The sequence below is a fragment of the Azospirillum sp. SYSU D00513 genome (assembly GCF_017356015.1).
In the GTDB taxonomy this organism is placed as follows: domain Bacteria; phylum Pseudomonadota; class Alphaproteobacteria; order Azospirillales; family Azospirillaceae; genus Azospirillum.
Genome location: NZ_JAFIQV010000009.1, coordinates 53,942 through 64,799 on the forward strand (window position 1 = coordinate 53,942; position 10,858 = coordinate 64,799).

Here is a 10,858-nt window from a genome sequence, read left to right on the forward strand (position 1 = left end):
ACCGCCGCTCCGAGCCCGTCGGGCACAGCCTCCCGCCGGATGTCAGGGGCGGTCGGGGCTCCAGCGCCCGATGCGGCTGTAGATGCCGTCCCGCAGCCGCCGGACCTCCCTGTTGAGGTCTCCAAGCTCCGCAGGGGTCTGGCCGGACGCATCGAGCAGGGCTTCGCCGAGGCAACCGGCCCTGTTCTCCAGGGCGCGCCCCTCGTCCGTCAGCGCGACGATCACCTGCCGCTCGTTGCCGGGATTTCGGGTCCGCCGCACCAGCCGGGCCGCTTCCAGCCGCTTGAGAAGCGGCGTGAGCGTGCTGGACTCCAGGGCGAGCTGCTCGGCCAGGGCGCCGATGGTCTGTCCATCCTCGCGCCACAGGACATTGAGAACGAGATACTGCGGATAGGTCAGCCCCAGCGCGTCGAGCAGCGGCTTGTACGCCCGCTGTATGGCAATGCCGGCCGAGTAGATGGAATAGCAGAGCTGATGCTCCAGAGGCGGTGGGCGCTTCGGTTCGGCGGGCATGACGGGCTCCTTGCATCCGGCGGCGGCCGGAAATCTTATCGCGATAAACTTTACGCTTGATCATCCCCGCGCGCCACGTTAAAGAAGAAATATATCTCGATAACAGTTACCGAGATATCTGATTAAGCCTTCCATGCCGCGCCGGAGCCTCTTTCGGCCCGCCCGTGGCCGTCACCACCAACCCGATCACAGACCCCCAAGGAGAAACCCGATGACGACCAAGATCCGCCATCTCATCGCCAGCGCCACCGTCGCCGCCGTGGCGAGCGTCTCCGGCGCCGTGCAGGCGCAGCCCAAAACGCCCATTCCGCAGACGCAGGCTGTCAGGAACGTCGTGCTGGTGCATGGCGCCTTCGCGGACGGCTCCGGATGGCGGGGCGTCTATGACGAACTGACCGGCCGGGGCTACAAGGTCAGCATCGTCCAGAACCCGCTCACCTCGCTGGCCGACGACGTGGCGGCCACCCGCCGCGTCCTCAGCCGGCAGGACGGCCCCGCCATCCTGGTCGGCCATTCCTATGGAGGCACCGTGATCACCGAGGCAGGGTCGGGGCCGGACGTGGCCGGCCTGGTCTATGTCGCCGCCCTGGCACCGGACGCCGGCGAATCCACGCTCGACCAGTTCGCCCAGATCCCCCCTCCTCCCGGCTTCATCATCGAGGAGCAGTCCGACGGGTTCGGCTTCGTGAACGGGCCGAAGTTCAAGGACGGCTTCGCCAGCGACACGAGCGACGCCGACGCGGCCTTCATGCGCGATTCGCAGGTTCCGATCGCGATGTCCGCCTTCACGGCCAAGGTGACCCAGGCGGCGTGGCGGGCCAAGCCCAGCTGGTTCGTCGTGGCGACGGAGGACGGCGCGATCGATCCGAAGCTCCTGCGCGAGACGGCCCGCCGCATCGGGGCGAACACCGAGGAGGTGAAGGGCAGCCACGTCGTCTTCCTGACGCAGCCCAAGGCCGTCGCCGACGTGATCGACCGTGCCGCACGGCAGGCAGCGCGCTGAGGCGCCGGAGAAACTGCATGGGTGGTGGACACCCGCCACCCGAACAGCGGAACGGACCAGCCGCCGCCATCCTGGTGGCGGCGACCGAACCGGGCCCTATCAAAGCCGCCCGGCGCCGCGTGAGGTTCCGGGCCGGCCGCCGCCCTCAGCCGACGATGTTGTAGCCGCCGTCCACGTAGGTGACGTCGCCGGTGATGCCGCGCGCGGCATCGGTCGCCAGGAAGGCGGTGCTGAAGCCGACCTCCTCGATGGTCACCAGCTTGTGGGTGGGGGCGCGCTCGGCGGCCTTGGCCAGCAGCTCGTCGAAATGGTCGATGCCGGACGCCGCGCGGGTGGCGATGGGGCCGGGGGAGATGGCGTGGACGCGGATGCCCTTCGCACCGAGTTCGGCGGCGAGGTAGCGGGTCGAGGCCTCCAGCGCGGCCTTGACCGGACCCATGACGCCGTAATGGTCCACCACCCGCTCGGCGCCGAAATAGCTCATGCAGAAGAGCGAGCCGCCCTCGGTCATCAGCGGCTCGGCCAGCCGCGCCATGCGGATGAAGCTGTGGCAGCTCACGTCCATGGCCGCCAGGAAGCCGTCGCGCGAGCAGTCGGTGACGCGGCCGTGCAGGTCTTCCATGCTGCAGAAGGCGATGGAGTGCAGGACGATGTCCACCTTGCCCCACTGCTTCTCGACCGCGGCGAAGACCGCCTCCAGCTCGCCCTCCTGCTGGACGTTGAGGGGCAGGATCAGCTCGGCGCCGAGGCCTTCGGCGAGCGGGCGGACGTATTTCTCCGCCTTGGCGTTCAGGTAAGTGACGGCCACGTCCGCACCCCAGGCGCGGAAGGCGCGGGCGCAGCCGTAGGCGATGGAATGCTCGTTGGCGATGCCGATGACCAGCGCCTTCTTTCCGGCGAGGCTGGGCGGGGTGGGCAGGCTGGCGGTGGTCATGCTGTGTGCTCCGGGAAAAGGGTTCGTTTTCGGGTCAGGCCGCGTGGGCTTCGGCTTGCGCCGGCTCATGGGCCATCGCGGATACGGGCGCGTTTTGGCCGGTGAGCTGTTGGGTGAGCTGGCGCGTGTGGGTGGCGATCATCGCCTCCTCGTCGGTCGGGATGACCCAGACGGCGACGCGGGAGCGGGCGCTGGAGATGCGGGCGTCCTGCGTGCCGTCGGCGGCGCGGTTGGCCTCCTCGTCCAGCTCCACGCCGAGGAAGGCGAGGCGGGCGGAGACCCGCGCGCGGATCTCCGGCGCGCGTTCGCCGATGCCGGCGGTGAAGACCAGCGCGTCCAGCCCGCCCTGGGCGGCGGCGAGCGAGCCGGCCTCCCGCACGACGCGGTTCACGAACAGATCGACGGCGAGGCGGGCGCGCGGCTCCTCGCTGCCCAGCAGGTCGCGCATGTCGTTGCTGGTCCCCGACAGGCCGAGCAGGCCGGAGCCGTTGTAGAGCAGCCTGGTCACCTCGGCGGGGCTCATCCCCTCGCGCTCGATCAGGTGCAGCACCACGCCGGGGTCGAGCGCGCCGCAGCGCGTGCCCATGATCAGCCCGTCGAGCGCCGTGAAGCCCATGGTGGAGGCCACGCTGCGGCCATGGTCGATGGCGCACATGCTGGCGCCGGAACCCAGATGGGCGACGACGGTCTTCCCGGCGGCGTCCGCCGGGGAGACGCGCGCCAGCTCCCCGCTGACATACTCGTAACTGAGGCCGTGGAAGCCGTAGCGGCGGATGCCCTTGTCGGCCAGCGACGCCGGCAGCGCGAACAGCGCCTCGGCGTCCGACACCGTGCGGTGGAAGGCCGTGTCGAAGCAGGCGATCTGGGCCAGGCCGGGATGGGCTTCGGCGAAGGCGCGGATGAAGGCGAGGCTGTGCGGCTGGTGCAGCGGGGCGAGCGGCACCAGCGCCTCCAGCCCCTCCAGCACGTCCGCATCGACCAGAACCGGCTCGCGGAAGCGGGTGCCGCCATGGACCACGCGATGGCCGACGGCCACGAGCGTCTGCCCTTGCAGCCGCTGCCGCAGCCAGTCCACCAGGAAGCGCGACAGCTCGGTGCGGGTCGGCTGGGCGGCATCGTCCCAGCGGCGCTCCTCGCGGCCGTCCGGCCCGCTGGCGGTGAAGGCGGCGTGGATGCCGATGCCGGAGATCTGCCCCTTGACGATGCGCCGGGGGCGGCCGTGCGCCCAGCCGTAGACGCAGAACTTCACGCTGGAGGAGCCGGCATTGAGGACGAGGATCGCGCCCATGGGATCAGCCCTTCTTGGTGGCGGCCAGCACCGCGACCGCGCAGGAGGCGAGGCGGGTGCGGACGCTGTCGGCGCGGCTGGTGAGGATGATCGGGCATTTGGCGCCCAGCACCACGCCGGCCGCGTCGGCGTTGGCGAGGAAGGTCAGCTGCTTGGCCAGCATGTTGCCGGACACGAGGTCGGGCACCAGCAGGATGTCCGGATCTCCCGCCACGGGGGACTGGATGCCCTTGGTCGCCGCGGCGTCGCGCGAGATGGCGTTGTCGAAGGCGAGCGGGCCGTCCACGATGCCGCCGCGGATCTGGCCGCGGCTCGCCATCAGCGTCAGGGCGGCGGCGTCCATAGTAGAGGGGATCTTCTCGTTGATCGTCTCCACCGCCGACAGCACGGCGACCTTCGGCGTCTCCACCCCCAGGGAGCGGGCGAGGTCGATGGCGTTCTGGCAGATGTCCAGCTTCTCGCTGAGGGTCGGCTGGATGTTGATCGCCGCGTCGGTGATGATCAGCGGCTTCCGGTAGCTCGGCACGAACATCAGGAAGGCGTGGCTGACGCGGCGCGCGGTGCGCAGGCCGCCTTCCTTGCGGACGACGGCGGCCAGCAGTTCGTCGGAATGCAGGCTGCCCTTCATCAGCGCCCCGGCCTCCCCCGCCCGTACCAGCGCCACGGCGCGCTCGGCCGACTCATGGCTGTGCGCGGCGTCGACGATGCGGAATTGGGCGATGCCGATGCCGTGCGCGTCGGCCACCGCGCGGATCTTCTCCTCCGGCCCGACCAGGACCGGGTCGATCAGCCCGGCAGCCGCAGCCTCGGCGGCGCCGCGCAGGGAGACCTCGTCGCAGGGATGCACGACGGCGACCGGCAGCGGGTCCATCCCGGCGCAGCGCGCCATCAGGGCGGCGTGGCCGTGATGGTCGATGAGCTGCACGCCCGGAAGCTCGTGGCTGGTCCAGCGGATCTTCTCCGACGGCGCGATCACCTCGGCGTCGCCCTCGATCACCGGCTTGCCGGCGGCGTTCACCACCGTGCAGGCGAGGATGACGCGGTTCTTCTCCAGCTTTTCCTTCACCGTGACGGTCGCGGTGACGACGTCGCCGGGGCGGACCGGCCGCAGGAAGCGGAACTGCTGCCCGACATAGATGGTCCCCGGCCCCGGCAGCCGCGTGCCGAGCACGCTGGACACGAAGGCGCCGCCCAGCATGCCGTGGGCGATGATGCCCTTGAACATGCTGGCCCCGGCGTAGGCCTCGTCGAGATGGGCGGGGTTGACGTCCCCGGAGACGGTCGCGAACAGCGCGATGTCGTTCTGCGTCACCGTGTGGACCAGCCCGGCCGACTGCCCGACGGCCAGTTCGGCGTAGGTGACGTTCTCAAGCGCCGAGGTGGCTTCCGCGATGTCGGGGGTAAGGCAGCTGTCCAAAATTCGTCCTCCGGGGGTGAGCATCGCCGGGGCGATATCCCTGGCGCGGCGTGGGTACCCCAAGGGGGCCTCGCCGATGGACGCGACCATGACGAAGGTGGAGGATGGCGGCATTGATCCAGGTCATTGGTCATGCTGCGACCGCGAAAAGCCTGAAAAGCGAAAAACCCGGATCCAGAGGATCCGGGCTTTCCTTTTTGCCGCGCTCTCTCGCGGAAAGTTGACGGTGCTTATTCGGCGGCCACTTCCAAAGTGGCCTTGGCCGGTTTGGCACCGCGCAGCGATGCCATGGCGGCGAGGACGCCCCCGGCGCGGTGCGGAACGCCCGCGTCGGCGAGGCCCATCTCGACGCCGGAGAGCGCGCCCATCAGGGTCAGCTCGTTGGTCTCGCCGAGATGGCCGATGCGGAAGACCTTGCCGGTCAGCTTGCTGAGGCCGGCGCCGAGCGACATGTCGTAATTCTCGAGCACAACCTTGCGGAGGGCGTCGGCGTCATGGCCGGTCGGCATCAGCACGGCGGTCAGCACCGGCGAATATTCCTCCGGATTCGCGCAGAGGATCTCCAGCCCCCAGGCCTCGACCGCCGCGCGGGTCGCCGCACCCAGCCGCTTGTGACGGGCGAAGACGTTGTCGAGACCTTCTTCCAGCAGCATCGCGATGGCCTCGCGCAGGCCGTAGAGCAGGTTGGTGGCGGGGGTGTAGGGGAAATAGCCGTTGGCGTTCGGCTTCAGCATCTCCTGCCAGTCCCAGTAGGACCGCGGCATCCTGTTGGTCTTGGAGGCTGCCAGCGCCTTTTCCGACATGGCGGTGAAGCCCAGGCCCGGCGGCAGCATCAGCCCCTTCTGCGAGCAGCTGACGGTGACGTCGACGCCCCATTCCTCATGCCGGTATTCCGCCGAGCCGAGCGAGGAAATGGTGTCCACCAGCAGCAGGGCCGGGTGGCTGGCGCGGTCGATGGCCTTGCGCACCTCGGCGATGCGGCTGGTCACGCCGGTGGAGGTCTCGTTGTGGACGACCATGACCGCCTTGATGGCGTGGCCGCGGTCCTCCGACAGCTTCGCCTCGATCACGGCGGGATCGACGCCGTGGCGCCAGTCGCCGGAGATGAAGTCCACCTCGATGTTCCATCGCGCGGCCATCTGGCGCCACAGCGTGGCGAAATGGCCGGTCTCCACCATCAGCACCCGGTCACCGGGCGACAGCGTGTTGACGATGGCCGACTCCCAGGCGCCGGTTCCGGAGGAGGGATAGACCACCACCGGGCCGGAGGTCTGGAACACGGTCTTGCAGCCCTCCAGCACCTCGCGGCCGAGCTTGCCGAATTCGGGGCCGCGGTGATCGATCACGGGCATGTCCATGGCCCGCAGGACCCGTTCGGGCACCGGGCTCGGGCCGGGGATCTGCAAGAAATGGCGACCTTGGCGGGTGGACATCGTTTCCTCCGGTTGGCTGGCCTCGTCTGGATCAGGCCGTATGAGGCGCCATTTTGCATTCATTTTTTATGGAGGCAAGACCAAAATGGAATTCGCAGCTGTCCCGCGCCTCGACAGAATGGCGTACTAGGGCTATAGTCAGAGGCATGAACAGCGCCCCTGCTCCGGCTTCGACCCCGGCCGATTCCCTCGACGACCTTCCCAGCCCGGCGCAGGACGCCGCAGCCACGCTCGCCGCCTTCGAGGCGTCGGGCAGCGGCGGACAGGCGAAAAACCTGCATGGCGAGGTGCTGGCGCGGCTGCGCACCTACATCGTGGAGGGCAACCTCGCCGATGGCGCCCGCGTGCCCGAACGCCAGCTGTGCGAGCTGTTCGGCGTGTCGCGCACGCCCCTGCGCGAGGCGCTGAAGGTGCTGGCCGCGGAAGGGATGATCGACCTGCTGCCCAACCGCGGCGCGCGCGTGCGCGCGCTGGGGCCCGACGAGATCCGCGAGGCCTTCGACGTCATGGGCGGGCTGGAGGCGCTGGCGGGGCGCCTTGCCTGCGAGCGGATCACCGAAGCCGGGTTCGAGGAGATCGAACGGCTGCATTACGCCATGTACGGCTTCTATCTGCGGCGCGACCTCAGCGGCTATTTCCGCTGCAACCAGGCCATCCACCAGAAGATCGTCGAGGCGGCGGGGAACGCCACGCTGAAGGCGACCTACGACAGCTTCGCCAACCGCTGCCGCCGCGTGCGTTACGCGGCGAACCTCGACCGCCAGCATGACCGCTGGGGCGAGGCGATGCGCGAGCACGAGGCGATCCTGGAGGCCCTGCGCCGGCGCGCGGGATCCGAACTGGGCGACATCCTGTTCCAGCACCTGCGCAACAAGAGCGTTGCCGCGCTGGAGCAAAAGACCCAGGACCCGGAGAGCGCGCCGGCCGCGGGCTGACACGCCGGGGCGGCCGCCCCCCCTTCCCGCACCCCATCCCATTTTCGCGATTCGCCGCCGGACTGCTCACAAGAGCGACCCGCTGCCAGCGCGTGCGCATGCAAAACTTGCCACTTCGTTGGGCCAATCAACAAAGCGTTTGAATTCAAAATTTCATCGGCGTATGGATAATAGGAATGCCACACGGAGCGCGCCGCACGAACGGGGCGCCCAACCGGAGGAAACGTCGATGACACCAAGACTCGGCATTGCCCTTACCGCCCTGCTGGCCAGCGCGTCCGCCGCCCATGCCTGGGAGCCGACCAAGGCGATCGAAATCGTCGTTCCGTTCTCGGCGGGCGGCGCGTCCGACCAGATGGCCCGCACCATCCAGGGCATCATCCAGAAGAACGGCCTCGTCTCCCAGCCCATCGTCATCGTCAACAAGCCGGCCGCCGCTGGCGGCGAGGCGATGCTTGACATCAAGGCCTCGCCTGGCGACGCGCACAAGCTCATCACCACCTCCAGCGGCATCTTCATGACGCCGATGACCTCCAAGCTGCCGGTCACCTGGAAGGACTTCACCCCGGTCGCCATGCTGGCCCAGGACGCCTTCGGGCTTTGGGTGAACGGGGCCTCGCCGCACAAGACGGCGGGCGACTTCGTCACCGCCGCGAAATCCGCGAACCCGCCGCTGAAGGTCGGCGGCACCGGCGCCAAGCGCGAGGACCAGCTGCTGTCCATCGCCATGGAGAAGACGGCCGGCATCAAGCTGTCCTACATCCCGCACCAGGGCGGCGGCGCCGCGTCGGTCCAGCTCGCCGGCAAGCATCTGGAGGCCACCACCAACAACCCGGCCGAGGAGTTCGCGAACTGGCGCAGCGGCTCGACCCGCCCGCTCTGCGTCTTCTCGGAGAAGCGCATGACCTACGGCGATCCGGTGGCCGGGGACCAGTCCTGGGCCGACATCCCGACCTGCCGCGAACAGGGGCTGGACGTCAGCTATCAGATGCTGCGCGGCATGTTCATGCCCGGCAAGGTCACGGCCGAGCAGCAAGCCTTCTACGTCAATCTCTTCAAGCGCGTCTCCGAGACGGCGGATTGGAAGGAATACCTTGCCCGCAACGCGCTGGTTGCCGACTTCCGCGCCGGCGAGCCCTTCGTCGAGTTCCTGAAGGCCGACGAGAAGAAGCACGAGGCTCTCCTGTCGGAGGCCGGCTTCCTCGTCGCCAAGTAAACCCGCGCTTCCGGGGGCGCCGGCCGAAAATGGCGCGGCGTCCCCCGTGAACGAAGCGGCGCGATCGCCGGAACCGAGGAGAAACCCATGTCATCCACCGTCGCCGGGCCGGAGCGCGGCCTGTCCCGCCGGGCCGTCGAGGCCACCGTCGCGGCCTTCCTGATCCTGCTCGCCCTTCTCGCCCTCTGGGATTCCTACGGCCGGGGCGCCGGCTGGGACAACGGACCCGAGAATGGCTTCTTCCCGGCCCGCGTGGCGTGGCTCTTCCTGGGCGCCTCGGTCCTGGTGCTCGTCAACAGCGTCCGCCAGCCCGACCAGCTGCTGGTCACCTGGAAGCAGCTGGGGCTGGTCGCCCGCGTGCTGGGGCCGCTGGTCGCGTTCGTCGCCATGATCGACCATCTGGGCATCTACGTGTCCTCGGCCGTCTTCATCGTCCTGTTCATGGTGGTGGTCGGGGCGTCGCGCTGGTGGTCGATCCTGCTGACGGCCGCGATCGTCCCGGTGGTCTGCTTCCTCATCTTCGAAACGCAGTTCGGCGTCCCGCTTCCCAAGGGGCCGGTCGAAGCCCTGCTCGGCTATTGAGGTGCGCCCGTGGAAGAACTTCAGTCACTGATGGGCGGCTTCCAGGTCGCGCTTTCCTGGCACAACGTCGCCTTCATGGTGATCGGCGTGCTGCTCGGCATCGTGGTGGGCGTGCTGCCCGGCCTCGGCGGACCGAACGGGGTGGCGATCCTGCTGCCGCTGACCTTCGGGATGGACCCGACCTCGGCCATCATCCTGCTCTCCTCGATCTATTGGGGAGCGCTGTTCGGCGGCGCCATCACGGCGGTGCTGTTCAACATTCCCGGCGAGGCCTGGTCGGTCGCGACCACCTTCGACGGCTATCCGATGGCGGTGAAGGGCCGCGCCGGAGAGGCGCTGACCGCCGCCTTCACGGCCTCCTTCATCGGCGCCGTCTCGGGCGTCGTCCTCATCACCTTCGTGGCGCCGCTGATCGCCGAATTCGCTCTGCGCTTCGGGCCGGCGGAGTTCTTCGCGGTCTTCCTCCTGACCTTCTGTTCCTTCATCGGGATGGGCAAGGACAACAAGGCGAAGATCGTCATCGCGCTCTGCCTGGGCTTCCTGCTCGCCGCCGTCGGGCTCGACACCATCTCCGGCGACCTGCGCATGACCTTCGACGTCACGGAGCTGATGCGCGGTTTCGATTTCCTGGTGGTGGTGATCGGGCTGTTCGGCGTCAGCGAGATCATGCTGTCGGTCGAGGAGGGGCTGCAGTTCAAGGGCAGCAAGGCGGCCATCGACCTGCGGGTCGTGCTGCGCACCTGGGCCAGCCTGCCGCGCTACTGGGCGACGCTGGTCCGCTCCGCCGTGGTGGGCATGTGGATGGGCGTCACGCCCGGCGGCGCCATCGCCGCCTCCTTCATGGGCTACGGCCTCGCCAAGCGCTTCTCGCGCAATTCGGCCAATCTCGGCCAGGGCGAGATCGAGGGCGTGCTGGCGCCGGAGACGGCCGCGCACGCCGCCGGCACCAGCGCGCTGCTGCCGATGCTGGCGCTCGGCATCCCCGGCTCGGCCACGGCCGCCGTGCTGCTCGGCGGGCTGATGATCTGGGGGCTCCAGCCCGGCCCGATGCTGTTCGTCGAGCAGAAGGACTTCGTCTGGGGGCTGATCGCCTCGATGTATCTCGGCAACTTCGCGGGGCTCGTCATCGTGCTGGCGACGGTGCCGCTCTTCGCCGCGATCATGCGCATCCCCTTCTCAATCGTCGCGCCGATCATCCTGATCGTCTGCGCGATCGGCGCCTACACCGTGTCAAACTCGACCTTCGACATCTGGCTGATGCTGGTCTTCGGCGTCGTGGGCTACGTGTTCAAGAAGCTGGACTATCCGCTGGCCCCGCTGGTGCTGGCGATCGTGCTCGGCGACCGCGCGGAGGACGCCATCCGCTCGGCCCTGATCGGGTCGGTGGGCGACCTCGGCGTCTTCTTCTCCAACGGGCTGGTCTCGACCCTCATGGTGCTGTCGCTGGTCCTGCTGCTCTGGGGTCCGCTGTCCAGCCTGCTGGCCAGCCTTCGGGACGGGCTGGGCGGGTCCAGGACGCCCCGCTCGGCTCCCTGAT

The 10,858-nt window shown here is 68.8% G+C and carries 10 protein-coding genes; 5 read left to right on the forward strand and 5 right to left on the reverse strand.

The genetic code is table 11. The features are described 5' to 3' along the window. Nucleotides 1-42: 42 nt before the first annotated feature. A complete protein-coding gene (locus JUB11_RS09010) occupies nucleotides 43-513 on the reverse strand; it encodes a MarR family transcriptional regulator (protein WP_207458187.1) in 471 nt (156 codons plus the stop codon). Between the two features lie 211 nt (nucleotides 514-724). Between JUB11_RS09010 and JUB11_RS09015 the strand changes: the two genes are divergently transcribed. Beyond that, nucleotides 725-1,516 (forward strand): alpha/beta hydrolase, encoded by a 792-nt coding sequence (locus JUB11_RS09015; protein ID WP_207458188.1) that lies wholly within the window; start codon nucleotides 725-727, stop codon nucleotides 1,514-1,516. Nucleotides 1,517-1,661: 145 nt separating this feature from the next. Here the strand turns inward: JUB11_RS09015 and fabI are convergent, their stop codons facing one another. The 4 genes from fabI to JUB11_RS09035 form a co-directional block, all read right to left on the reverse strand. Continuing rightward, nucleotides 1,662-2,450 (reverse strand): enoyl-ACP reductase FabI, encoded by a 789-nt coding sequence (gene fabI / locus JUB11_RS09020; protein ID WP_207458189.1) that lies wholly within the window; start codon nucleotides 2,448-2,450, stop codon nucleotides 1,662-1,664. Between the two features lie 34 nt (nucleotides 2,451-2,484). Next, nucleotides 2,485-3,738 carry an acetate/propionate family kinase gene (locus JUB11_RS09025; RefSeq protein ID WP_207458190.1) on the reverse strand — a complete coding sequence of 418 codons (1,254 nt, stop codon included), beginning with the start codon at nucleotides 3,736-3,738 and terminating at the stop codon, nucleotides 2,485-2,487. Between the two features lie 4 nt (nucleotides 3,739-3,742). Further along, entirely contained in the window at nucleotides 3,743-5,155 is a 1,413-nt protein-coding gene (locus tag JUB11_RS09030; RefSeq protein WP_247886940.1) for a bifunctional enoyl-CoA hydratase/phosphate acetyltransferase, read from the reverse strand. 230 nt (nucleotides 5,156-5,385) lie between these two features. Further along, on the reverse strand, nucleotides 5,386-6,588 hold the full coding sequence (locus tag JUB11_RS09035) for an aminotransferase class V-fold PLP-dependent enzyme (RefSeq protein WP_207458191.1): 1,203 nt from the start codon (nucleotides 6,586-6,588) through the stop codon (nucleotides 5,386-5,388). A 146-nt stretch (nucleotides 6,589-6,734) separates the two neighbouring features. Here JUB11_RS09035 and JUB11_RS09040 point away from each other — a divergent pair, with 146 nt between their 5' ends. From JUB11_RS09040 to JUB11_RS09055, 4 genes are all read left to right on the forward strand, one after another. Then, a complete protein-coding gene (locus tag JUB11_RS09040) occupies nucleotides 6,735-7,523 on the forward strand; it encodes a GntR family transcriptional regulator (RefSeq protein WP_207458192.1) in 789 nt (262 codons plus the stop codon). Nucleotides 7,524-7,752: 229 nt separating this feature from the next. Continuing rightward, the gene (locus JUB11_RS09045; protein ID WP_207458193.1) at nucleotides 7,753-8,739 is read left to right on the forward strand and encodes a tripartite tricarboxylate transporter substrate-binding protein; all 987 of its coding nucleotides are present in this window, start codon (nucleotides 7,753-7,755) and stop codon (nucleotides 8,737-8,739) included. An 87-nt stretch (nucleotides 8,740-8,826) separates the two neighbouring features. Next, a complete protein-coding gene (locus JUB11_RS09050) occupies nucleotides 8,827-9,321 on the forward strand; it encodes a tripartite tricarboxylate transporter TctB family protein (RefSeq protein WP_207458194.1) in 495 nt (164 codons plus the stop codon). Between the two features lie 9 nt (nucleotides 9,322-9,330). After that, the gene (locus tag JUB11_RS09055) at nucleotides 9,331-10,857 is read left to right on the forward strand and encodes a tripartite tricarboxylate transporter permease (protein WP_207458195.1); all 1,527 of its coding nucleotides are present in this window, start codon (nucleotides 9,331-9,333) and stop codon (nucleotides 10,855-10,857) included. The last annotated feature ends 1 nt before the right edge of the window (nucleotide 10,858 follow it).

Coding starts and splice junctions, on each gene's coding strand:
- JUB11_RS09025 (WP_207458190.1), bottom strand. CDS start 3,738: ATGGGCGCGATCCTCGTCCTCAATGCCGGCTCCTCCAGCGTGAAGTTC.
- fabI (WP_207458189.1), bottom strand. CDS start 2,450: ATGACCACCGCCAGCCTGCCCACCCCGCCCAGCCTCGCCGGAAAGAAG.
- JUB11_RS09010 (WP_207458187.1), bottom strand. CDS start 513: ATGCCCGCCGAACCGAAGCGCCCACCGCCTCTGGAGCATCAGCTCTGC.
- JUB11_RS09015 (WP_207458188.1), top strand. CDS start 725: ATGACGACCAAGATCCGCCATCTCATCGCCAGCGCCACCGTCGCCGCC.
- JUB11_RS09035 (WP_207458191.1), bottom strand. CDS start 6,588: ATGTCCACCCGCCAAGGTCGCCATTTCTTGCAGATCCCCGGCCCGAGC.
- JUB11_RS09045 (WP_207458193.1), top strand. CDS start 7,753: ATGACACCAAGACTCGGCATTGCCCTTACCGCCCTGCTGGCCAGCGCG.
- JUB11_RS09040 (WP_207458192.1), top strand. CDS start 6,735: ATGAACAGCGCCCCTGCTCCGGCTTCGACCCCGGCCGATTCCCTCGAC.
- JUB11_RS09050 (WP_207458194.1), top strand. CDS start 8,827: ATGTCATCCACCGTCGCCGGGCCGGAGCGCGGCCTGTCCCGCCGGGCC.